At 52.0% G+C, this 21193-nt stretch carries 26 protein-coding genes and 1 pseudogene; 19 read left to right on the top strand and 8 right to left on the bottom strand.

Annotated elements, in window-relative coordinates; all coding sequences use genetic code 11:
- Positions 1-5: 5 nt before the first annotated feature.
- Positions 6-1121: a lipopolysaccharide heptosyltransferase gene (locus L3K52_08215; GenBank protein UOG93698.1), complete on the bottom strand. Its 1116-nt coding sequence runs from the start codon at positions 1119-1121 to the stop codon at positions 6-8.
- A 1-nt stretch (position 1122) separates the two neighbouring features.
- Positions 1123-2403: a lipid IV(A) 3-deoxy-D-manno-octulosonic acid transferase gene (gene waaA, locus L3K52_08220; protein ID UOG93699.1), complete on the bottom strand. Its 1281-nt coding sequence runs from the start codon at positions 2401-2403 to the stop codon at positions 1123-1125.
- Between the two features lie 76 nt (positions 2404-2479).
- Here waaA and L3K52_08225 point away from each other — a divergent pair, with 76 nt between their 5' ends.
- Both L3K52_08225 and L3K52_08230 read left to right on the top strand, forming a co-directional pair.
- Complete coding sequence (locus L3K52_08225) at positions 2480-2863, top strand: hypothetical protein (GenBank protein ID UOG93700.1); 384 nt, start codon at positions 2480-2482, stop codon at positions 2861-2863.
- A 7-nt stretch (positions 2864-2870) separates the two neighbouring features.
- Positions 2871-3179 carry a 2Fe-2S iron-sulfur cluster-binding protein gene (locus tag L3K52_08230; GenBank protein ID UOG93701.1) on the top strand — a complete coding sequence of 103 codons (309 nt, stop codon included), beginning with the start codon at positions 2871-2873 and terminating at the stop codon, positions 3177-3179.
- 61 nt (positions 3180-3240) lie between these two features.
- On the opposite strand, the gene L3K52_08235 is transcribed toward L3K52_08230, so the two are convergent.
- The gene (locus L3K52_08235) at positions 3241-4434 is read right to left on the bottom strand and encodes a DUF2157 domain-containing protein (GenBank protein ID UOG93702.1); all 1194 of its coding nucleotides are present in this window, start codon (positions 4432-4434) and stop codon (positions 3241-3243) included.
- Between the two features lie 73 nt (positions 4435-4507).
- Between L3K52_08235 and L3K52_08240 the strand changes: the two genes are divergently transcribed.
- From L3K52_08240 to L3K52_08255, 4 genes are read left to right on the top strand one after another with little or no spacing between them, the layout of a single operon-like run.
- Positions 4508-5587, top strand: a complete 1080-nt coding sequence (locus L3K52_08240; GenBank protein ID UOG93703.1) for an MlaE family lipid ABC transporter permease subunit — start codon at positions 4508-4510, stop codon at positions 5585-5587.
- A gap of 2 nt (positions 5588-5589) precedes the next feature.
- On the top strand, positions 5590-6348 hold the full coding sequence (locus tag L3K52_08245) for an ABC transporter ATP-binding protein (protein UOG93704.1): 759 nt from the start codon (positions 5590-5592) through the stop codon (positions 6346-6348).
- A complete protein-coding gene (locus L3K52_08250; GenBank protein UOG93705.1) occupies positions 6348-7283 on the top strand; it encodes an MlaD family protein in 936 nt (311 codons plus the stop codon). Before L3K52_08245 ends, L3K52_08250 begins: the two co-directional genes overlap by 1 nt.
- On the top strand, positions 7280-7876 hold the full coding sequence (locus L3K52_08255) for an ABC-type transport auxiliary lipoprotein family protein (GenBank protein UOG93706.1): 597 nt from the start codon (positions 7280-7282) through the stop codon (positions 7874-7876). Before L3K52_08250 ends, L3K52_08255 begins: the two co-directional genes overlap by 4 nt.
- On the opposite strand, the gene L3K52_08260 is transcribed toward L3K52_08255, so the two are convergent.
- Positions 7859-8239: a hypothetical protein gene (locus L3K52_08260; protein UOG93707.1), complete on the bottom strand. Its 381-nt coding sequence runs from the start codon at positions 8237-8239 to the stop codon at positions 7859-7861. The genes L3K52_08255 and L3K52_08260 overlap by 18 nt on opposite strands.
- 84 nt (positions 8240-8323) lie before the next feature.
- Between L3K52_08260 and ispG the strand changes: the two genes are divergently transcribed.
- Positions 8324-9547: a flavodoxin-dependent (E)-4-hydroxy-3-methylbut-2-enyl-diphosphate synthase gene (gene ispG / locus L3K52_08265; protein ID UOG93982.1), complete on the top strand. Its 1224-nt coding sequence runs from the start codon at positions 8324-8326 to the stop codon at positions 9545-9547.
- A 19-nt stretch (positions 9548-9566) separates the two neighbouring features.
- Positions 9567-10346, top strand: coding sequence for a dienelactone hydrolase family protein (locus L3K52_08270; protein UOG93708.1), 780 nt, complete (start codon positions 9567-9569; stop codon positions 10344-10346).
- A 13-nt stretch (positions 10347-10359) separates the two neighbouring features.
- On the opposite strand, the gene L3K52_08275 is transcribed toward L3K52_08270, so the two are convergent.
- Positions 10360-11118, bottom strand: coding sequence for a formylglycine-generating enzyme family protein (locus L3K52_08275; protein UOG93709.1), 759 nt, complete (start codon positions 11116-11118; stop codon positions 10360-10362).
- Positions 11119-11189: 71 nt separating this feature from the next.
- On the opposite strand from L3K52_08275, the pseudogene L3K52_08280 reads away from it, so the two are divergent.
- Positions 11190-11795, top strand: a pseudogene (locus L3K52_08280) (phosphoribosylanthranilate isomerase).
- 519 nt (positions 11796-12314) lie between these two features.
- Here L3K52_08280 and L3K52_08285 read toward each other — a convergent pair.
- Together L3K52_08285 and L3K52_08290 are read right to left on the bottom strand one after the other, a co-directional pair.
- Entirely contained in the window at positions 12315-12800 is a 486-nt protein-coding gene (locus tag L3K52_08285) for a hypothetical protein (protein ID UOG93710.1), read from the bottom strand.
- Positions 12797-13120 carry a type II toxin-antitoxin system Phd/YefM family antitoxin gene (locus tag L3K52_08290; protein UOG93711.1) on the bottom strand — a complete coding sequence of 108 codons (324 nt, stop codon included), beginning with the start codon at positions 13118-13120 and terminating at the stop codon, positions 12797-12799. Before L3K52_08290 ends, L3K52_08285 begins: the two co-directional genes overlap by 4 nt.
- A 135-nt stretch (positions 13121-13255) precedes the next feature.
- Between L3K52_08290 and L3K52_08295 the strand changes: the two genes are divergently transcribed.
- Together L3K52_08295 and L3K52_08300 are read left to right on the top strand one after the other, a co-directional pair.
- Positions 13256-13486, top strand: coding sequence for a hypothetical protein (locus L3K52_08295; GenBank protein ID UOG93712.1), 231 nt, complete (start codon positions 13256-13258; stop codon positions 13484-13486).
- On the top strand, positions 13476-13895 hold the full coding sequence (locus L3K52_08300) for a PIN domain-containing protein (GenBank protein UOG93713.1): 420 nt from the start codon (positions 13476-13478) through the stop codon (positions 13893-13895). Before L3K52_08295 ends, L3K52_08300 begins: the two co-directional genes overlap by 11 nt.
- A 6-nt stretch (positions 13896-13901) precedes the next feature.
- On the opposite strand, the gene L3K52_08305 is transcribed toward L3K52_08300, so the two are convergent.
- Entirely contained in the window at positions 13902-14456 is a 555-nt protein-coding gene (locus L3K52_08305; GenBank protein UOG93714.1) for a Uma2 family endonuclease, read from the bottom strand.
- Positions 14457-14595: 139 nt separating this feature from the next.
- Between L3K52_08305 and L3K52_08310 the strand changes: the two genes are divergently transcribed.
- The 8 genes from L3K52_08310 (at position 14596) to trpA (ending at position 21191) form a co-directional block, all read left to right on the top strand.
- A complete protein-coding gene (locus L3K52_08310; GenBank protein ID UOG93715.1) occupies positions 14596-15516 on the top strand; it encodes an ATP-binding protein in 921 nt (306 codons plus the stop codon).
- A gap of 2 nt (positions 15517-15518) precedes the next feature.
- The gene (locus L3K52_08315) at positions 15519-17729 is read left to right on the top strand and encodes a hypothetical protein (GenBank protein UOG93716.1); all 2211 of its coding nucleotides are present in this window, start codon (positions 15519-15521) and stop codon (positions 17727-17729) included.
- A gap of 63 nt (positions 17730-17792) precedes the next feature.
- Positions 17793-18080: a DUF6516 family protein gene (locus tag L3K52_08320; GenBank protein UOG93717.1), complete on the top strand. Its 288-nt coding sequence runs from the start codon at positions 17793-17795 to the stop codon at positions 18078-18080.
- A complete protein-coding gene (locus L3K52_08325) occupies positions 18062-18427 on the top strand; it encodes a hypothetical protein (GenBank protein UOG93718.1) in 366 nt (121 codons plus the stop codon). Before L3K52_08320 ends, L3K52_08325 begins: the two co-directional genes overlap by 19 nt.
- A gap of 102 nt (positions 18428-18529) precedes the next feature.
- Positions 18530-18805 (top strand): hypothetical protein, encoded by a 276-nt coding sequence (locus L3K52_08330; protein ID UOG93719.1) that lies wholly within the window; start codon positions 18530-18532, stop codon positions 18803-18805.
- Positions 18806-18852: 47 nt separating this feature from the next.
- The gene (locus L3K52_08335; GenBank protein UOG93720.1) at positions 18853-19092 is read left to right on the top strand and encodes a hypothetical protein; all 240 of its coding nucleotides are present in this window, start codon (positions 18853-18855) and stop codon (positions 19090-19092) included.
- A gap of 114 nt (positions 19093-19206) precedes the next feature.
- Positions 19207-20391 carry a tryptophan synthase subunit beta gene (gene trpB, locus L3K52_08340; GenBank protein UOG93983.1) on the top strand — a complete coding sequence of 395 codons (1185 nt, stop codon included), beginning with the start codon at positions 19207-19209 and terminating at the stop codon, positions 20389-20391.
- Positions 20388-21191: a tryptophan synthase subunit alpha gene (gene trpA, locus L3K52_08345; protein ID UOG93721.1), complete on the top strand. Its 804-nt coding sequence runs from the start codon at positions 20388-20390 to the stop codon at positions 21189-21191. Before trpB ends, trpA begins: the two co-directional genes overlap by 4 nt.
- The last annotated feature ends 2 nt before the right edge of the window (positions 21192-21193 follow it).

Genomic DNA, 21193 nt, shown 5'->3' on the forward strand with positions numbered 1-21193 from the left:
GTCCGCTAATCTTGGTCATGGGGGCGATCCGGTTGGGTTAGGGTGAGCCAGTCACGCACGGCGGCAGCAATCCTGCCGGGGTCAATGTGTGTCAGGCATTCGCTGACACCGTGTTGATTATTGCAACCGGCTTGCCCGCAAGGTACGCAGGGGAGAGCGGCTTGAAATACGGTGATATTGCCGTAAGTTTGCGCCGCTTGGCTGACTGTCGCGGCACGCTGCAAGGCATTGCTCCAAGGCGACCACAGCGGCAGCAAGGTGGGGCCAAAAATCGCAAAAATGCGTTTGTTTTGGGCAGCCGCAATGTGCATATTCAGGGTGTCACCGCCGACGTAAGCGAGGGCGAGATCGCTGAGGGCGATGTATTCATCCAGACTGGTTGCGCCGATGAAATCGTACACACGCTCTAGCGTCGGTAACGCGGCTTTGATGTGCTGATCCAGCGCGGTGCTTGCGCCCGTGACCACAATGGCAATGCCCAAGCGGTGCAGGTGCGCTAACAATTGATGGCGCAGGTTTTCCGGGTAAATCTTGTAACCGTACTGGGCGGAAGGGTGAAAAATAATAAAGCGTTCAATGCCGTGTGCGCGGAGTTTTTCCAGCATGGCTGCTTTGGCTTGCGGGGAATAATGCACTTGGCATTCCACTGTGCTAAGGGGGATTCCTAACGGGCGTAAAGCTTGCAGATTATTGAGGACGACGTGCTGGTGTGGGTCTAGGGTGTAATAGCCGGTCAGTAGTTGCTTTTTCCACCCGCTTTTGCGCGGTTTGGCATCTACCGCACTAATGGCTTGCCGCCCGAATAAGCGGGCATACAACACGCTGCTATCGGTGGTGGTTAGGGAAATTGCCAGATCGTAGCGTTGCCATAATTGGCGGAGCAAGGCGATTTGCTGGCGCAAACGTTGCCTAAGCGGTAGCTTTTTCCATTGGTACGAATACACATGGATGCGTTGCACCGGCTGCAAGGCTTTGGCAATGCCGAGGGTATCGTCGTTGACCAACAGTTCGATGCTGGCACCCGGATAATGCGCTGCCAGATGTTGCAGCAGTGGGGAGGCTAACAGCACATCGCCATTGGAACGCCGAATAATGACCAGAATGCGCTTCGGGGTCGACATTTTAGCGTGTCTCTGCCAAATAGGGACTGAGGTGTTGCATGAGGCATTCCACCACGCCTTGGTGTTGGGCGAAAAAGTTAGCGGCTTGTGCTCCGGCTTGCTGGCGGCTGGCGTTGTCTTGTAACCAGTTCAGGCATTGGGTGTATAGCGCGGTTTCATCCGCTACTTCGATTGCGCCGCCATTGGCGTACAAGGGGGGAAATAAGTCGGTGAAATTGTGCGTGTATTGCCCACTGAGCAGCGGTACGCCAAACGCGGCGGCTTCCAGCGGATTATGCCCGCCACGCGGTATTAAACTGCCGCCGATGAAGGCTATATCTGCCAGCGCATACCACAGCAGCAATTCGCCCATGCTATCACCTAGCAAAATTTGGGTAGTGCTACTGAGCGGTGTACCGGCGCTGCGGCGCACGGTGTTAAATTGTGCCGCGACACAGTGCTGATACACGGCCTCAAACCGTTCGGGGTGACGCGGCACGAGCACCAGTAATGCATTCGGGATAACTACTTCACACAAGCGGGCAAACACGCGCAACAGTGGTTCATCTTCACCGGCATGGGTGCTACCTGCCACGATTACCGGGCGTGTTCCCCAGGTTTGTTTGAGTGCTTGCGCGTTTTTCCGTAGATCGGCGGGAATTTGCAGGGCAAACTTCAGATTGCCACAGACACCTATCCGCGCCGCATCCGCCCCAAGTTGTTGGAAATAGTCTGCATCTTGCGTGCTTCTTGCGCCAATCCAGCGAATAGTGCCAAGGGTAGGGCGGGTCAACGCCTGAAGTTTGCGGTAACGTTGGAATGAGCGTTGCGACAACCGCGCATTCAGCAGCAGCAAGGGAATCTGCTGTCGCTGGCAAGCGTGATACAGATTCGGCCAGATTTCGGTTTCCATGATCAGCACCAGTTGCGGCTGTATCCGTTGCAACGTGCGTTGCAACGCACCGGGCAAATCGTAGGGGAAATAACTGTGCAATACCCGCGTGCCATACAGCCGTTTCACCGTGTCTGAGCCAGTAGGAGTGGTGGTGGTGATCCACAACTGATGGGTGGGGTGGGTGCGTAGCAAGTGTTCGACCAGCGGACGTGCCGCAATGGTTTCACCCACCGAGACGCTGTGTATCCAGATGCACGGTCGCGTGATGTCGGTACGTGCGGCGACGTAGCCGAAACGTTCCGCCAGCCGTTGCCGGTACGCAGATTGCTGGCGACTACGCCATAACAAACGCAGCACCATTACCGGCACCAACAGATAAAGAGCCAAAGTGTAGAAAACACGTGTCACGGATACAGGATTTCGTTTCAACCAAGATTTGCGGCATACTACAGGGCGTTTATTATAAATGGAATGGAGAATTCCCATGAAAAAAATCCTCATGTTACCGCTATTAGCGTTAGTTTTTACCCTCAGTGCTTGCGGCGAAAAAGCGAGTGCGCCCGCAACCGAAGCCGCTAAACCCGCCGCACAAACCACGCAGGCAAGCGCATCGACTGCACCTGCTCCCGCAACGGCACCCGTGGTTGCCGCTGGTGGACACCCCGGTCAGGCGATTCACGATGCTAATTGCATCGGTTGCCACGATTCCGGCGTCTATACCCGTGCTGACCGCAAGATGACGGATTTGACGATGTTGGCAGGGCAAGTGCGCCGCTGTGATGCCAACTTGGGCACAAAACTGTTCGATGAAGATTTGGATAATGTGACCGCCTTCCTGAACGAAACCTACTACAAATTCCCCAAGTAAGCCGCCCATGAAATACCGCGTCACCATTTTGCAAACCCCGTTTCAATTCGACGTCAGGGCAGGGGAAACGGTATTGCAAGCCGCTTTACGGCAAGACATTCCCGTGCCGTGGGGGTGTGGTGGCGGGGTATGTGGCGTGTGTCTGGGTAAAATCGTGTCAGGGGCAATGCATTACCCCGACGGCGAGCCGCTGGCGCTGTTTGAAGAAGACGCGGCGGCTGGCATGGGTCTATTCTGTGTGGGTTATCCCACCACCGACTTGGTGCTGGATGTGCCGGAAATGGGCACAGACGGGGAACCGTGGGAAGCCCAATAAGCATAAACCCCCAGTGCTAAAATCGGTAACAGCAAAGCGATTAGTAACCAATGTTGGCGTTTCATGCGCGTAACCCCTTTGCCCAAGCGTGCAGACGGTCGCGCCCGCGATACCACAACCACGTAATGCCAATGATCAAACTGCCCGACAAAATCAGTCCCACGCCAGTTGCCGCTAATCCGCCCATTGCCTGAAAATACAGAATCACAAAGCGTAACCCGATCAAAAATGTCACCACATTAAAGGTGCGTTGATGCCCGCTATTCCCGGCGTGCAGGGCATACAAAAACAGAATCGCCAGCGTCAGCAAGGGCGCTCGTAAATCATCGGCTTGCCAAAAACTCACCGCTTCCTGTGCTTCAGAGCCAAATAAGGTGTAACGGCTTTGCCCGCTGAACACTAAATCCGGGTGGTAATACAGCAATAACAAGCCCAATGCACCCAGCAATAACCCGCGATTGAGCCAACGGTATTCCGTGTGCAACACAATGCCGAGTGCCAATAGCCCTGCCATCACGTAAGCGGGCAGAAACCATGCCAGCGGATAATCCGCCAATTCCCCGCCCGAACGCGCAATATCCGCAAACGCTAACGCACAGATGGCACTGAGTTGAAACCAAAAAAACAGGCTACTGCGCAAGCTATACAACGCTTTCAGGTGCGTGGCTGCGTAATACAGCACCGCGCTTAGCAAGGGCGCGAGTAAGAACACCGCTGGCAGTTTTTCCAGCCATTGCCCGCTTTCCACACTGCTGGCAGTCACCAAACTCCAGCACATGCCTTGCACAAATAACGTTACCCAAAACAGCCGAGTCCATAAGTGCCGCGCAAACAAAATCAGTAAAAACGTGCTGAATGCCCAGAACAGCAGCGCGTGATACCACTTGCCGCTGACCTCAAAAATGTCCGCAATCAGCCCGATACTGGCTAAACACAGCACCAGAAAACCTGCCAGCAAGACCTCGAACCATACGCCGTGTTGCCGCTGCGGGTATTGCGTGTAAATACCGATGGCTAACAAACCCAGCAGGGCGAAATCCACCCCTAATTTGAAGCTATCGGGGATATGCGTCCAATTTGCAGCGATCAGGGAGAGGATGCCCAGCCCGATAATTGCTGCACCTAGCACCATGAAGCTGTACAGCCAGCCGTTGGTAGGTGGGCGTTGCTTGGCTTCAAAGTTGAGAATGTTGGCGTGTTGCGCGGGGGTGATGAGTCCGGCTTGTAGCCATTGATCCAATTTGTTATTACGCATTCCCATTCGGGTTTCTCACTGCTATTGTGTGGACAAGAGTGGTTAACCACTCGCGAGGAATTTCAGTATAACAATGATTAAACTACAGCAGGAAACACAAGCGGGAGCGTTAAACCTGCATTTGCAGGGTGAGTGGACGTTTGCGCAAGTTGCTGCGATTAAAATAACCTTGCAACAGGTTCAGCCGGTTGCGGGTACGCCGCTGGTGGTGGATGCACTAGCGGTGGCGCGGCTGGATGTAACCGCTGCTTGGTTTGTTTATCAGCAGGCGCAACGCTGGATGCGGCAAGGTTACAGCGTCCGTTTCGAGCATTTCCCCTCCGAATATTTAGGGTATTTTGAGAGTAAAGGGAAGGAAGGGAGCGTATACCATTCGCCTTCTTTATCGCTTTCTCATACGCTTACTACCCTGCGTTCCTTTGTCACTTTCTTCGGGCACAGCCTCGTCGCGCTCTTCACGTGTTTATTCTCCCCGCACTTATTCCGCATCCGCTCAATGTTCCATCACGTCTTTACCACCGGCGTGAGTGCGATTCCCATCGTGGCGTTGATTGCTTGCCTGATCAGCATTGTGATCACTTACCAAGGCGGCGGGCAATTGCGCGATTTGGGGGCGGAAATCTACACGGTGGATATGGTAGCGATTTCCGTGCTGCGCGAACTCGGCGTATTACTGACGGCGATCATGGTGGCAGGGCGGTCAGGCAGTGCGTTCGCGGCAGAAATTGGCTTGATGAAAACCAATCAGGAGGTGGATGCCTTGCAGGTGATGGGCAAAGACCCGTTCGTGATTCTGGTCGTGCCGCGCTTGGTGGCGTTGGTGATTGCCTTGCCTTTGTTGACGGTGTTGGCAAATATCATGGCGTTAGCGGCGGCGGCATTGATTTCATCGGTGATCTTGGATATTTCGTTTGTGCAATTTTTTGTGCGGGTATCGGAAAACGTGGATTTTCGTACCTTGGCGGCAGGTTTGATCAAAGCCCCGTTTTTTGCGTTGGTGATTGCCTTGATTGCGTGTTGGCAGGGAATGCGCGTCACGGGTTCCTCGGCTAGTTTGGGGGAACACACCACTAAAGCGGTGGTGGATGCGATTTTTGTGGTATTACTGTTGGATGCACTATTTTCGGTATTGTTTTATCGCTTGGGGTTTTAGGCGTGAAAACGTTAATTAGCATTCGCAAGCTCGTCAATCAATTCGGTACGCAGCGCGTGCACGACGATTTGAACCTTGATATTGCCCAAGGCGAAGTGTTGGGGATTGTCGGTGGCTCAGGGTCGGGCAAGTCGGTATTGTTGCGCACGATTCTAGGGTTGAACCCGCCTCACAGCGGGGAAATTTATTTTAATGATCAGGATTTAACTCGCTTGCCGCCCCATGAGTTGGTGCGTTTGAACCAGCAATGGGGGGTGATGTTTCAGCGGGGTGCGTTATTTTCATCATTAAGCGTGGGGGATAATATCCAGTTTCCGTTGCGCGAATTTTCCAGTTTGACAGCGCAAGAGTGCCATGCGTTGATGTTAGTGCGGCTGCAAATGGTGGGGTTGGATGCGACGGTGGTGCACAAATTTCCCGCTGAATTATCCGGTGGTATGGTGAAGCGCGTGGCTTTGGCGCGTGCCTTGGTGTTAGACCCGGTGGTACTGTTTCTGGATGAGCCGACTTCTGGGCTTGACCCGGTATCTGCCGATGAATTCGATGCGCTCATTAGCACCTTGCACCGGCACCTCAAGCTGACGGTTGTCATGGTGACGCATGATCTGAACAGTTTATTCTCAACCTGTGAGCGCATCGCTATGCTGGTGGATAAACACGTGGTGGTGGGAACTTTGCCGGAAATTTTGGCTAATCCCCACCCGCAGATACAGCAATATTTCAGCGGCGTGCGTGCGCAAACCCTGATGAGGAAACCGTGATGGAACGTGATGCGCATTATTTGTTGGTTGGCTTATTCACGCTGGTGATCGCCGTTGCAGGGTTTCTTTTCGCAGGCTTGTTCTACGATAAGCCTGCCGAGGTGACTGTGACGTATGACATTCATTTTGATACGCCGGTGGAAGGTTTGCAGCGTGGCAGTGAAGTGCGTTACATGGGAATAAAAATGGGCGAAGTATCCGACGTGTTTTTGTTGCCTGATAATTCTGCGCGTGTGGCCGTGCGTGTGAAGCTGGAAACCCGCACGCCAGTGAATGCGGCAACCGTTGCCACCTTGCGCCAACAAGGTTTGACGGGGGTGCCGTTTGTGAATCTGGCGCAGGATGATGTTGTGCCCGCCAACACCTTAACGTTGGATGCTGGGCAGGAATTCCCCGTGATTCCGACCAAACCGACGGAACTGGATGCTTTGGTGCAAAAATTGCCGGATTTGGAAAAGAATTTGTCGGTGTTGCTGAGTGCCGCGAATGAAGTTTTAAGTGCTGATAACCGTCAACATTTTGCTGGCGTACTTACCAACTTGGATGCGGCCACCACCAAGATTCCCGAACTGATCGCGAACTTGAATCAAGTCAGCCACGAACTTGGTGCGTTGGTCACGAGCGTGGAGAGTGCAGTCAAGCAGTCAGAAAAGGGTTTGGCAGGCAATATGCAGGCGTTGCAGACCACCCTGACATCGCTTGCGCAAACTTCGCAGCGGGTGGATACCTTGGCAAAAGACCTCGATCGCGTGGTGGTGAATAACGAAGGACGCTTGAATGAGTTGTTGGGCGAAGGGGGTGAAAACCTCAAGCAATTACTGGAAGAATCACGCCGGACAGCGGTGTCGGTGCGCCAGTTGAGCGATGCGTTGGAGCAAAATCCTTCGCAGCTTATTTATCAGCCTGTGCCACAGGGAACGGAGTTGCCACGATGAATCATTGGGTGTTTGTGTTGTTATTGGTGTTGTTGTCCGCGTGTTCTGTGCCGTTGAAAAGTGATTTGCCGGTTGAGCAAACTTACCGTTTAGCGCCGTCGGTTGCTACGGCATCGCAGCGGCTTGCCGTTAATCTGTATGTGCCGAAAGTGATGGTCAGCCCTGCATTGGATAGTGAGCGGATTGTGTTGATCAAATCGCCCTTGCAGCAGGATTTTATTGCGCAGAGCCGTTGGCCGGATGATTTGTCGGTTTATTTGCACGCGGTGATACTGGACGCTTTGGCGCGTAGTGACGGTTTTCAAGCCGTTTCCGAGCAAATGTTGGGTCAGGAGGGCAATTACAAATTGCTGCTGCGGGTTGCTGATTTTCAGGCGGAATACCCCAAGGATGCTAAGGACGATGCAGCGGTGGAAGTCGTGATGGACGCTTCTCTGGTACGGGTGACGGATCAGCATTTGCTGGGTCAGCACCGCTATGCTGTCCGCAAAGACGCTGTGCCAGTCAGCACAGGCAAAATTGTCGAAGCCTTGAATCAGGCGTTGGGTGAGGTGATTGCGGCATTGGTGGCGGATTTACAAAAGGATTTGTAAGGCATCCTGCATGGCTTGCGGGTTGACGGGGTAGGTAAGCACAGCGTGAATGGGAAATAATTCCAACAACTTCTCCACGTATGGCGCTTCATTCGGAGGGACTAAAACAATCACGTTGGTATGCGGTGAAAAACGCTGCAAGGCGCGTAGGGTGACATCCAAATTGCACACATTCGCGCCCGCGTAGTTGTTGCCAAAGCCGTAGATAAATTCGCCGACCAGAAAATCCGGCGGCTGTTGTTGCAGCGCTTTGTGCAGCTTGCGAGCGGCAGTGAAACGTTGTTCCGCGATGCCAAGTTGCTGATACAACACACTGAAGTTGGGGTGCATCGGTGATTCGATCAAAGAAAAAAGTGTTCGCATAGTCCCGCCAAAATAATCCTGTCACTGCCAATTATCGCACGATAGGGCATAATGTCTGCAATCTTGCAACACACTGAAAACAACATGGCAAACAATCACCTTATTCCACGCCACCGCACTGTTCCTGTGAAGGTGGGCAATGTCACCGTCGGCGGCGAATTCCCCGTCGTGGTGCAATCCATGACCAACACCGATACGGCGGATGCGGTGCGTACAGCGGCGCAATGTGCCGAATTATTCCGCGCTGGCTCGGAGTTGGTACGCATTACCGTGAATTCGCTGGAAGCCGCGCAAGCCGTCCCCGAAGTGCGCGAACGCCTCGATAAAATGGGTTGTGATGTACCACTGATTGGCGATTTCCATTTCAACGGGCACAAGCTGCTCACCGCCGTTCCCGAATGTGCGCAAGCCCTCGCCAAATACCGCATTAACCCCGGCAATGTTGGGCGTGGCAAAAAGCGTGACGAACAATTTGCGCAAATGATCGAATTCGCCTGCCGTTACGACAAGCCGGTGCGCATTGGCGTGAATTGGGGGTCGCTCGATCAGGAATTGCTGGCACGCAATCTGGATGACAATTCCAAACTGGCGCAACCGCTGGAATTGTATGACGTGATGCACGCCGCGCTGATTGAATCTGCGCTCACCAGTGCTGCCAAAGCCGAAGAATACGGTTTGCCGCACGACCACATTATTTTGTCGTGCAAACTGAGCGAAGTGCAGGGTTTGGTAAGGGCTTACCGCGATTTGGCGAGCCGTTGCGATTACCCGTTGCACCTTGGTTTGACTGAAGCGGGTATGGGTAGCAAGGGCATTGTGTATTCCACCGCCGCGCTTTCGATTTTGTTGCAAGAAGGCATTGGCGACACCATCCGAATTTCCCTGACACCTGAACCGCACGCCAAACGTGAAAAAGAAGTGATCGTTGGACAGGAAATTTTGCAGGCACTCGGCTTGCGCTCGTTCACGCCGCAAGTGGTGGCTTGCCCCGGTTGTGGGCGTACCTCCAGCGACTATTTCCAACACCTCGCCGAAGACATTCAAAACTGGCTGCGCGAGCAAATGCCGGTGTGGAAAGATCAATACGCGGGCGTGGAAAGCATGTCGGTCGCGGTGATGGGCTGTGTGGTTAATGGGCCGGGCGAAAGCAAACACGCTAACATTGGTATCAGTTTACCGGGCAGCGGCGAAGTGCCCGTTGCCCCCGTTTATGAAGACGGACACAAAACCGTTACGCTGAAAGGCGACAATATTGCACAAGAGTTTCAGGCATTGGTCGAGACTTACGTGCAAAAAACGTATGGATGACCCCAAAGGAGAACGTTACATGAAAAAACTATCAATGCTGGCAATCGCTGGCTTATCCCTGCTGGCAAGCAACGTCATGGCAGCCGTCAAAAGCGAAGCCGTGCAATATGAACACGACGGCACAAAATTCGTCGGTCAGATGTATTACGACGATGCCGTCACCGAAAAACGCCCCGGCGTATTAGTCATCCACGAATGGTGGGGATTAAACGATCACGCCAAAAACCGTGCCGAAGCCTTAGCTAAACTGGGTTACGTCGCGTTTGCGGCGGATATGTACGGCGAAGGCAAATCCACCGATAAGCCAGAGCAAGCCAAGGAATGGATGACGGAAGTAACCTCCGACGTTGACGCATGGCGTGCCACCGCCAACGCGGGTTTGGAACAGCTCAAGAAAAGCGCCAAAGTAGACGCGGCAAAACTCGCGGCGATTGGTTACTGCTTCGGCGGCGGTACGATCCTGCAAATGGCTTACAGCGGTACGGACATTGACGGCGTAGTGAGTTTCCACGGTTCATTACCGTCTGCACCGGATGGCACGGAAATCAAAACCAAAGTGCTGGCGTTCCACGGCAATGCGGATGGTATGGTGCCGCCTGCGACGGTGAATAAGTTTACGGAACAGATGGAAAAAACCGGCGCGGATTGGCAGTTTGTCGCGTATGGCAGCGGTGTACGCCACGGTTTCACCAATCCGAATGCAGGCAAGTACGGCATTGAAAACCTGAAATACGATGAAAAAGCGGATCAGCGTTCTTGGGCAGGAATGCAGGCGTTTTTCAACGAAATCTTCAAATAAGCTCAAATTCGCATCAAAGCGAACGCGCCACGCGGAAGCCACGAAAACATTGGCGACCACTGGCATAATCCTTGACCCGGTAGGCGGCGCGTAAATAGCGCGGTCTATCGTTCCACGAACCGCCACGCAGCACGCGCTCGTGGTGGTTGCCTGCTTCTTCCCATGCTTGTGCGTTGACGGGGGCGCCCTGGTAGGAATCGTGCCAGCAATCTTGCACCCATTCCCACACATTGCCGCACACGTCGTGCAAGCCGAACGCATTCGCGGGGTACGTGCCGACGGGCGTGGTCATGCCGTGCTGCATCGCGTGGTTGGCGTGTTGCGCGGTTGCCTGCATTCCCCACGGGTATGCGGCGTTTGTACCGCCACGGGTGGCGTATTCCCATTCGGCTTCGGAAGGTAAGCGGTAATGCCCGCCGTTCAAGGCGCTGAGCCAGCGGCAATAGGCTTGCGCATCGTCCCAACTGACATTAATCACCGGATGCTTGCCGCGCCCCCAGCCTTGGTCGTCGGGGAGTGGGAATCGGTTTGCCTCGCAAAACGCATCGTATTCTTCAAAGGTGACGGGGTAGCGCCCCAATGCAAAGGCGGCAATGTACACGTAACGCGGCGGGCGTTCGTTGAGGGTGCAACCGCCTTCCACGTCGTCGCGTTCATCCAGCCCGCCCATGAGGAAACGTCCCGGTGGAATGTTGACCATGCGGGGCAAGGGGAGGGCGCTGTTGTAGTCGGGTAATGTTGCGTACATGCGCTTATCGTAAAGCAATGCCATCGCGCTTTCCTGTTTGGCTGACAAGCTGTCTGTGGTAACTTTGCGGTTTTTATTGCTCAGGAATCATGGCTATGCGTTGTCGGGTAAAAGTTTGCGGAATCACGTCAGTCACGGATGCGGCAATGGTCGGCGCAAGCGGCGTGGATGCAGTGGGTTTGGTGTTTTACCCCAAGAGCAAGCGCAACTTGAGCATCGCGCAAGCGGTGGAGATTTGCCGCGCTATGCCGCCCTTCGTGACCGTGGGGGGCTTGTTTTTGGATGCGGAGGCGGATTTTGTGCGCGAAGTATTGGCAGCCGTGCCGTTGGATATTTTGCAATTCCACGGTTCGGAAACGCCGGAGTATTGCCGCCAATTTTCACGCCCGTATATGAAAGCAGTGGGCATGAAAGGGCTGGAGGAGGCGGGTGGCTTTGCGGCGTATGCGGCGCGTTTCCCCGATGCGCAAGGCTTTTTGGTGGATAGCCATGCACCGGGCGCGGCGGGTGGCACGGGCGAAACCTTTGATTGGACGCAAGTGCCGCAAGATTATCCTAAGCCGATCATTTTGGCGGGCGGGTTGACGGCGGAGAATGTGGCGGAAGCAATTCGCACCAGCCGCGTGTATGCGGTGGATGTGAGCAGCGGGGTGGAATCCGCGCCCGGTGTGAAGGATGTGGCGAAGGTGCAAGCGTTTATGACGGGGGTGCGGCTGGCAAATTATCTGGCAATTCACCCCGCGATTACCGAGGCGGAAGTGTTGCAAGCGCAGCAAACGTGGGCGGATGGTTTAGTGGCGATTGGCAAATTGGCGGCGCAACCAACGGCGGCGAAAGCGGCGGCGGAAGCATTGGTGCGGCGTTTATACAATTACGGCGAGGGCAAGGTGTTGTTCAAGCCGACCAAAGCGGCGCATGACCAGTTCCGCGAAACGTTTGAGCAGGCGATTTCGTATTTTGTGGGCGGTGATTCTCACGAAGATCATGGGTTTGCGCTGCATCCGTGGGCGGCGGTGCGTTTTGAGAATAACAGTGTGTTTTTGGATGTGGATTCGGCGGGGGCGATGGGCAATTACTATTTTACCGATGCAAAAACGAGGGCGGAAACCAAGGTGGAGTTTACGTTTGCGTATCGGCGGGCGGGGGATGGGCGGCTGGTGATTTTCTTGCACCATTCGTCGTTGCCGTATGAGGCGGGGCATTAAAACGGGCTGATATTTTCAGCGTTGCAGTTGTTGCAGAAAATCGCTTTCCAGTTGGGCGGACAGGCGGAAATTCATCCGCTTGATTTGTGCCAGCAAGTCCAATACTTCCGTAACGAGGAGATGCCCGCGTCGTTGGTTTATTAGCAATACGCCGAGCAGTCCGATGATTTTTAGCCCCATGTTCTTGGCAATTTTTCGCCCTTTTTTCTCGTCGATTAGCAGTAGTAACTGTTTTTCTTGCGCTAGAGTGATGGCTTCGGCTTCGCCATAGTCGAGCGTGCCATCCAGTAAGGCGAGCAGGCTATGGTCAGTGCTGGCGATGACGGTAAAGGCGGGGTGATTTAAAACGGCGCGGGCGACACGATCTTCCTTGGCCGTGATTTCTTCGGCGACCCGTTGGGGAATGTAGATTTGCAGGAATAGGTTGGTAAGCAAATCCAGCCGTTCGAGTTTCGTTACCATGATCAGGCTGCTGCTGTCACTGATAATGGCGTGGCTCATCCGAGGCTTTCCAACGTGTCCAGTTCATCGGCGAGATCGTAATCCAATACCGGAATATTGAGCAGATTCAGTAACTTGGCGATGTCGGTATAGGATTTATCCAGTGCGCGAGCCAGTTGCCCCATGGATAAACCGCCGTCCGCATAGGCGCGGGTGAGCAGCCATGTTTTTAAGCCTAAATCAAACAAAGGGTCATCCAGCGCCGTGGCGAGCGCAAAAGGTTTGCCGCGTTTGGAAATCAGCAGGTGTTCTTTGGCTTCCATTGCTTTGGTTAAGACAGCGGGGTTGGTTTTCAGCTCTTTGATACCGATGGTTTGCATAGGGAAATCCTCAAGTGCTACGTTTAAGTAGAACTTTAGCAGGTTAACGGGGATTGTGTAAAATGGATGTACTGACGGTGTTAAAATGTCGTGTTACACTGAACCCGTGTTACACGACTTCACGGGTATTGTTTTATGACTAATTTTACCATTACGCTTGATGATGAAGATCTCAAGCAAGCACGCATCGCAGCGGTTCAACAAGGTACGTCGTTGAATGCCATCATCCGCAATTTCATCAAGGAGTTCATTAGCCGCAACCAGCGTTATCAGCAAACCACGGATCGTATTTTGAAAAAAGCTGAAGCATCGACTTTCAGTAGTGCAGGGCGTAAGTGGACACGGGAAGCGCTTTATGAGCGCTAAGGCATTCTTCGATACGAATGTGTTGGTGTATGCGTTCGATAAAAATGAGCCAGAAAAACAAGCGATTGCCAAACGTTTGATCGGTCAGTTTGGTGGTGATGGGCAATTGATCGTGAGTACCCAAGTGCTACAAGAGCTGTATGTCACATTGAGCAAAATGGGTAAGCAGGCACTTCCAGCCGAAGAGGTTGAAGAAATCGTTAATGATTTTGCGGAATATCCTTTGGTGCAAGTGGATAAGATGATTATCGCGTCTGCCATGAAACGTCATCAGAGCAAAGCCTTTTCCTTTTGGGATAGCCTAATTGTGGAAGCGGCGTTGCAGGCGAATTGCCAAATATTGTTTAGCGAAGACATGCAGGATGGGCGGGAGATTGAACAGCTTGTGATTCAAAATCCGTTTAAGTGATGTTTGCTAAACCAGTTCAAAATCCACGTCTTCGTAAACGGCTTGCATTGGGCAGTGGAAATTGATGCTGGCAAATTCGACTTCAGCATCAGCACCTTCAAAATTGAACAGTTCCCAGCGGTTTTGTGGGGTGCGGCGGAATACGTCGACGCCGTAGGTGCGCGGATCAATCAGTACGTATTCTTGCAAGCTGGTCAATTGGCGGTAAAAGGCAAACTTGCCGCCTCGGTCGTAGGCTTCGGTGCTGGATGACAGAATCTCGACGATTAACAGTGGGGACTGTTTGATGTAGTTGCGTTTGTGGTCGGCAGGGTCGCAGGAAACCAGCAGGTCGGGGTAGTAGTAGGCATCATCCGTGCCGATGCGCACTTTCATGTCGTTGATGTAGGGCTTGCAGCCAGAGCCGCGTAGGTGGGGTTTGATCAGGGTGATCAAGTTTGCGTTTACGGTTACATGCCCGTCGCTTGCGCCTGCCATTGCGTAGATTTCGCCTTGGACGTATTCGCTGCGGGTGGGCGCGTCCATTTCTGCGGCAAGGTATTGTTCTGGGGTAATTTTCATTTTGCGGCGAGTGCTGGCATGTTAATTAATGCTCCGTCGTGTGTCTTTGGGGATAGTAGACCGTTTCAGGGGGCTTGGCAAAATCGGCATTGTTGCCTTTCTACCTGTCACCTATACTTGCTGAAAAATTGGAGGGTTTGTGTTGGAAAATCCATTCACTGTGCGTGGCACAATCCAGAATCCCAGTGACTTTATCGGGCGCAAAGCGGAGTTGCTGCACATTGTGACGCGCCTCAAGACGATGCAAAGTTGTTCGGTGGTGGGTGAGCGGCGTATTGGCAAGTCATCCCTGCTGTACCATTTGTTTCAGACGGGCAATGACCGCTTGGATGACAGCCGTTTCCGCTTTGTGTATATCGAACTGACCGATGCTTGTGCGCAAACGGTGGTCGATTTTCTGCAAACTGTATTGCAAGCCTTGGATTTGCCGACTGATGGCATCAAGGATGACAACACACTCATCCGCAATTTAATCACTTTTGATAACGCCATTAAAACGCTGGTCGCCCAAGGCGTGAAAGTCGTTCTGTGTCTGGATGAGTTTGAGGGTTTGTTTGATAATCCATCAGAATTTTCAGATAAGTTTTTCAATCAATTCCGTACCATGTGCAATCATCAGCGTTTGGCTGTGGTGACGGCATCACGCTTGCCGTTGGAAGTCTATTCACTCGAAAAAAAGCTCACTTCGCCGTTTTTCAATATTTTTTCCATTGCTGAATTGGGGGATTTTACGCCGCCAGACGTTGAGCAGTTTATTGCACATTACCAAGTCATTGCACAATTTACCCCCCAAGAGTTGCATTTCATTAATCGGTATGTAGAGGCGCACCCGCTCAAAGTCCAAATCTTTTGCGATATGTTGCTGCAATGGCGTGAAAATGGGTTTGCATGGAGTAATGACGAAATGCTGGATAAAACCGCGAAAGTGTACAAACAGTTTCTGGGCGGTGAACATGATTGGCGTAAATTAAGCAGAACGAAAAGCTTCTTTTCGGTCGAAAGTATTGGTGAGAAGTTAGCCCTCATCAAAGCCGTCCGCGATCTGGCTACAGGACAATAACCATGCTGAAATTTATCCATAAAGAGTTTCGTTATTTATACTTGGCTTTCTTTGATCCTTTACTATTAGATGAAGAAACAAAAAAATTCCCTAAAAAAAAGTCTATAATTTTTTTCTTGAAAACTTACTCAGTAGCCACTATGGTTGCCTTATTAATATTTTTTTTAACTATAGAGGGAGGAGAGTGTGTTAATTTATTATTTAATATAAATTTTTTGAATGATAGTTTTCGTGGCTATAAGATATTTATAGTTTTTTTAATTATAGGGCTTTGTATAGGTGTATTATTTTGCTTATTTTTTGGGTTCTATGCAGGGTTTGTGATTGGCTTGTTTATTGGGTTGTTATTAGGTGGGTTTGTAGGGTTGTTTGTTTCAATAGCTTCATGGCTATTTCTTGGGTTGTTTTTTGGAGCAATATCAGGATTATCTGGAAAAATACCATTTTCATTAATAGCGGTATTACTAGGTTGGGGTTTGGAAAATTCTTTTAATGTGTTGCCTATTAATTATTATTTTTTGGCGTTTTTGTTTGGCTTCTCTTTTTTATACTTTAGACCTTTTTATTTGATTCCACACTTGTGGCAATACTGGCATTATACTTATGAAAGTAGTTCGTTGGTACTTATCAAGAACTCACCAGTTTATTGGGATAAAATGATTCGGATGCCATTGCCATTTCTTGAAGAGTGGTTAATAGGTATAGTAAAAAAAGAATACCAGCAAGGTTTGGATGAAATTTTCTTTATCATTCGTGAGCGACCACTTCAACGCAAAGCTGCATTCAAAGCACTTGTTGTCGTAGTTGGCTGGGATTTACAGGAAATTAACTCAATTTCTAGATTGGCTATACTTAATGATGTACTTGCTGTTTTCCCAAGTGATGATAAAGCCTTGCCAACAGGCTTGCAGGATACACGTAAACAGCTTAATAACATTGCTAATATAGCGATGGACTATCAGAACCGTCAAACCCATGTTGGGCAGTTGAATGTGTTAAATGAACTAGTTATAGAAATGACTAAGTTCCGAACAATAATGAGGCTAACAGCAGCACCTGTCGGTACAGCCTTTGAAACATTGGCTACAAAATGGTTGAATATAATTAAAGCAGAGCAAGAAAGTCTGTATAAACAATTCTCCCTTCAAGAATTATCAAACCCTTATGTGGCGGGAAGCCCTTTACAGGAGCGCGACAATACCATGTTTGTTGGGCGGCGTGACATTCTATTGGCAATCGAAAAGTACATCTTGAATACAGAGCAAAGTCCGTCATTATTGTTGTATGGTCGTCGTCGCACGGGTAAATCCTCGACCTTGCTAAATTTGCCGCGCAGCCGCTTCGAACCTGTCTACATCGACTGTCAGGATGCGAAATGGCACGAAAGCGACCAAGCCTTTTGCTACAACCTCGCCCATGATCTTTTTAATGTGCTGTATCAAAGTGATTCAGTACGCGGGTTGCGTCAACCGCAAATCGAACAGTTTGATAAAAACGCCTTCACCCAACTTGACCAGTTCTTAACGCAAGCACAGAAAATCGCTGAACAGCGCGGCAAGCGCATTCTGCTGGCTTTCGACGAATACGAAGAGCTGGAAAACTCCATCATCAACGGCGATATTTCCGAAAAGGTGCTGGGCAAGCTGCGTAACCTGATCCAGCACAGCAAATCCATTGTTGTACTCGTGTCTGGTAGCCACCGTTTTGAAGAGCTAACCCGCCTGAACTGGGCGAATTACCTGATCAATACCCGCACCCTCGAACTCAGCTATTTGGATGCCGAATCTGCCCGCGAACTCCTGACCAAACCCGTGCCAGAACTGCACTACGCAGCGGGCGTGGTGGATGACATCATCCGTATCACCCATTGCCAGCCTTACCTGTTGCAAGCGGTAGCCTCCGAACTCGTCAACTACCTCAACAGCAAACAACAAACCACCGCCACCCCGGACGACCTCAACACCGCACTGGAAAAAACGCTGGTTTCAGCCTCCGCCTACTTCTCGGATACATGGCGCAAGGATAATTCCGCAACAGAACAGCAAGTGATGCGGGCATTAGCGACGGGCAAAACGGAATCAGTGTTGGCAGATGCTGCTTTTCTGCCCGCTATCCAAAGCCTCATCCGCAAGGAAATTGTGGAGGGTACAGAGGGCAGTTACCGCTTGGCAGTGGAATTATTCGCTCGTTGGATTGTGAAGAATCAGGTGTGATGACCTGCACTGTTCAAGTGTCATCTGTTGACAGCCATTTAGATTGTTGGCTATATTGCCAACATGAAAGCCGAGTTAATTACCCGTTTCCGCGACATATCGCCCACCGGCGATGGCATTGAGTTAGTGGTTTGGCGTGTGCCAGAACCTGTACCTCCGACCACGCACGGCTACAAATATCGTCTGGTTTATATCGTCGATGGCAAGCGTGTAGTGGGTTTCGATAACGAACGCGGCAAAGGTGATCATTTCCATCTAAATGACGCTGAATATCCCTACACATTTACCGGCATCGACCCATTGATCGAAGATTTTCTGGCAGAGGTAGAAAAATGGAAAAGCGCAAACTGACCATCACATTACAAGCCGATTGGAAAGCTGCCTTACGCGCCGCCGGAAAACTCGCGCAACACACCCGCTATCAGGGCGAAACCCTCAATTTCCAAACCCCTGCGGCATTCTTTTCCCGCCTGACTGAACGCCGTTGGGACATCGTAAACGCCTTGCAACAAGCAGGCTCAATGGGTGTGCGTGAACTTGCCCGCTACGTGGGGCGCGATGTGAAACGGGTACACGAAGATGCACAAGCCTTGGTAGAGCTAGGTTTGCTGGAACGTACCGATAAAGGCGCGTTGCAATGCCCCTTTGCCGATATTCACGTTGATATGCACATCACGCCCGTGAAACAAGCCGCGTGATTGCAGGCTTTAGGCTGTACATCTTCTCCGTTAGATTGTAGAAACCCCCGTTTAAGACTAGAATCCTCACGAGATTTCTACAAATCTGTAGAGGATGAAACCATGACAGCGACAGCCACCACTCAAATTTCCGCCTACATTTCCGAAGAGACTAAAGGGCAAATCGAGTCCTACGTCAAACGCCGAGGTGTAACCAAAGCGTTCATGATTGAGAGCGCCCTGCAACATTTTCTGCAAGCCCTGCGTGAAATACCGGAGGATGTAATCATTCCCGCCCGTCTCATCATCACCGAAGCGAGTATGTTACGACTGGCAGATCGGCTGGAATCTGCTGAAGAACCAACCCCAGCGTTACGTGCGTTGATGGCTGGGGAGTGAGATGCCAGACGCCTTAGTCGTGCAAGTTCGGCGGCTGGAAAGCCACGATGAACGTTCCCACTTTTGCAGTGGCGACATTGAATTGGATCGTTTTTTCCAGCGGTTCGCAGGGCAAAATCAGTTCCGGCATTACGTTGGTTCTAGCTACATCGCCGAATGTGCCGCGCAACTATACCAAACTGGGGTTTGAACCATTAGCCTGTGTTGGCGGTGAATTGGGTAGCAGACCTGAGCCATTGCCGATGTTCCTGCCAATTCAAGTGATTGCCAAAGCGATTGTGCGTTGATAACCCAACCGCAACATAGCTAGGTTTTACCACTTATGCTAACTTACCCCGTTTTTACGATCTTCTACGTAGGAGCGCGGTAACGTGAAATTCAGCGAATACAACTGGAACGCCATGCCGGATAAAGCCGGGCATTTTGGCGCATACGGCGGACGTTTCGTCGCAGAAACGTTGATGGAACCCATCTACGAACTCGAACAAGCCTACGAAAAGCTCAAAAACGACCCCGCTTTTCAAGCCGAATTCGATCGCGACCTCAAATATTATGTCGGTCGCCCTAGCCCGCTGTACTTGGCAGAACGCTGGTCACGCGAACTCGGCGGCGCAAAAATTTACCTCAAGCGCGAAGATCTGAACCATACCGGCGCACACAAGATTAACAACACCATCGGTCAAGCCTTGCTCGCCAAATTCATGGGCAAGACGCGCATTATCGCTGAAACCGGCGCAGGTCAGCACGGCGTAGCCTCCGCCACCATTGCTGCACGTTTAGGGTTGGAATGCATCGTCTACATGGGCGCAGAAGACGTGCAACGCCAAGCCCCCAACGTATTCCGCATGAAATTGCTCGGCGCAACCGTCGTCCCTGTCACCTCCGGCTCAAAAACTCTCAAGGACGCGCTCAACGAAGCGATGCGCGATTGGGTAACGAACGTCGATGATACCTTCTATATCATTGGCACGGTCGCAGGCCCGCACCCATACCCCGCAATGGTACGCGATTTCCAATCCGTGATCGGGCGTGAAGCGCGTCAACAGATTCTGGAACAGGAAGGGCGTTTGCCGGATGCGTTACTCGCCTGCGTCGGTGGCGGTTCTAATGCCATCGGCTTGTTCCACCCCTTCCTCGCGGATGAATCCGTCGCCATTTACGGCGTGGAAGCAGGCGGTGACGGCATCGAAACCGGCAAGCACGCCGCGCCATTATGCGCAGGCAAACCGGGCGTATTGCACGGCAACCGCACCTATTTAATGGAAGACAACAACGGGCAAATCATTGAAACGCATTCGATTTCCGCCGGATTGGACTACCCCGGTGTCGGCCCCGAACACGCTTGGTTGAAAGACATCGGTCGTGCCAACTACGTGTCGGTGACGGATGCGGAAGCCATGCAAGGTTTCCACGCCTTAACCCGCATCGAAGGCATTATTCCGGCGCTAGAAACCAGTCACGCGCTGGCCTATGCGATGAAACTGGCGCCTACCATGTCCAAAGATCAAAGCATTATCGTCAACCTCTCCGGGCGTGGCGACAAAGACATCAACACCATTGCACGGCTGGAGGGCATTACGCTATGAGTCGCATCGCCGCTTGTTTCGCCGCCCTCAAAGCGCAGGGCAAAACCGCATTGATTCCTTACGTGACGGCAGGCGATCCGCACCCGTCGATCACCGTGCCGTTGATGCACCGCATGGTGGCTGCCGGTGCCAATATCATCGAACTCGGTGTGCCGTTTTCCGACCCAATGGCGGATGGCCCCACGATCCAGCAAGCGCACGAACGCGCTTTATTGCACAACACCAGTTTGCACGACATCCTCGGCATGGTGGCAGAATTCCGCCAAACTGACTCAACTACGCCCGTGGTGCTAATGGGCTATTTGAACCCGATTGAAATCATGGGTTACGCCGAATTTGCCAAAGCCGCCGAAGCAGCGGGTGTGGACGGTGCGCTGACGGTGGATTTACCGCCGGAAGAGGGCATGGGCGTATTGCCGTTGTTCCGTGAACACGGCATTGACCCGATTTTCCTATTGTCGCCGACCACGCCAGAACGCCGCATTGCAACCGTGGCGCAAGCCGGTGGCGGTTTCATTTACTACGTGTCGCTGAAAGGTGTGACGGGTGCCAGCACGTTGGATGTGGGGCAAGTCGTCGCCCACATCGCTAAAATCCGTCAACACACCGATTTGCCACTGGGCGTGGGTTTTGGCATCAAAGACGCTGCCACCGCCGCCGCCGTCGCAAAGACCGCCGACGCCGTGGTGGTCGGCAGTGCGGTCATCAAATTGATCGAAGCGACACCGCATGACCATGCTGCTATTATGGACAATATCAGTGATTTGCTGGTTTCCATGCGCACGGCGCTGGATGCTTGAAC

Origin of the sequence: Candidatus Thiothrix sulfatifontis, assembly GCA_022828425.1 — a bacterium.
In the GTDB taxonomy this organism is placed as follows: domain Bacteria; phylum Pseudomonadota; class Gammaproteobacteria; order Thiotrichales; family Thiotrichaceae; genus Thiothrix; species Thiothrix sulfatifontis.

Bases quoted from the DNA above. Each gene is read 5' to 3' on its own strand.
- L3K52_08215 (UOG93698.1), bottom strand. From the start codon at position 1,121: ATGTCGACCCCGAAGCGCATTCTGGTCATTATTCGGCGTTCCAATGGC.
- L3K52_08225 (UOG93700.1), top strand. From the start codon at position 2,480: ATGAAAAAAATCCTCATGTTACCGCTATTAGCGTTAGTTTTTACCCTC.
- L3K52_08230 (UOG93701.1), top strand. From the start codon at position 2,871: ATGAAATACCGCGTCACCATTTTGCAAACCCCGTTTCAATTCGACGTC.
- L3K52_08235 (UOG93702.1), bottom strand. From the start codon at position 4,434: ATGCGTAATAACAAATTGGATCAATGGCTACAAGCCGGACTCATCACC.
- L3K52_08240 (UOG93703.1), top strand. From the start codon at position 4,508: ATGATTAAACTACAGCAGGAAACACAAGCGGGAGCGTTAAACCTGCAT.
- L3K52_08250 (UOG93705.1), top strand. From the start codon at position 6,348: ATGGAACGTGATGCGCATTATTTGTTGGTTGGCTTATTCACGCTGGTG.
- L3K52_08255 (UOG93706.1), top strand. From the start codon at position 7,280: ATGAATCATTGGGTGTTTGTGTTGTTATTGGTGTTGTTGTCCGCGTGT.
- L3K52_08260 (UOG93707.1), bottom strand. From the start codon at position 8,239: ATGCGAACACTTTTTTCTTTGATCGAATCACCGATGCACCCCAACTTC.
- ispG (UOG93982.1), top strand. From the start codon at position 8,324: ATGGCAAACAATCACCTTATTCCACGCCACCGCACTGTTCCTGTGAAG.
- L3K52_08270 (UOG93708.1), top strand. From the start codon at position 9,567: ATGAAAAAACTATCAATGCTGGCAATCGCTGGCTTATCCCTGCTGGCA.
- L3K52_08275 (UOG93709.1), bottom strand. From the start codon at position 11,118: ATGGCATTGCTTTACGATAAGCGCATGTACGCAACATTACCCGACTAC.
- L3K52_08285 (UOG93710.1), bottom strand. From the start codon at position 12,800: ATGAGCCACGCCATTATCAGTGACAGCAGCAGCCTGATCATGGTAACG.
- L3K52_08290 (UOG93711.1), bottom strand. From the start codon at position 13,120: ATGCAAACCATCGGTATCAAAGAGCTGAAAACCAACCCCGCTGTCTTA.
- L3K52_08295 (UOG93712.1), top strand. From the start codon at position 13,256: ATGACTAATTTTACCATTACGCTTGATGATGAAGATCTCAAGCAAGCA.
- L3K52_08300 (UOG93713.1), top strand. From the start codon at position 13,476: ATGAGCGCTAAGGCATTCTTCGATACGAATGTGTTGGTGTATGCGTTC.
- L3K52_08305 (UOG93714.1), bottom strand. From the start codon at position 14,456: ATGAAAATTACCCCAGAACAATACCTTGCCGCAGAAATGGACGCGCCC.
- L3K52_08315 (UOG93716.1), top strand. From the start codon at position 15,519: ATGCTGAAATTTATCCATAAAGAGTTTCGTTATTTATACTTGGCTTTC.
- L3K52_08320 (UOG93717.1), top strand. From the start codon at position 17,793: ATGAAAGCCGAGTTAATTACCCGTTTCCGCGACATATCGCCCACCGGC.
- L3K52_08325 (UOG93718.1), top strand. From the start codon at position 18,062: ATGGAAAAGCGCAAACTGACCATCACATTACAAGCCGATTGGAAAGCT.
- L3K52_08330 (UOG93719.1), top strand. From the start codon at position 18,530: ATGACAGCGACAGCCACCACTCAAATTTCCGCCTACATTTCCGAAGAG.
- L3K52_08335 (UOG93720.1), top strand. From the start codon at position 18,853: ATGAACGTTCCCACTTTTGCAGTGGCGACATTGAATTGGATCGTTTTT.
- trpB (UOG93983.1), top strand. From the start codon at position 19,207: ATGCCGGATAAAGCCGGGCATTTTGGCGCATACGGCGGACGTTTCGTC.
- trpA (UOG93721.1), top strand. From the start codon at position 20,388: ATGAGTCGCATCGCCGCTTGTTTCGCCGCCCTCAAAGCGCAGGGCAAA.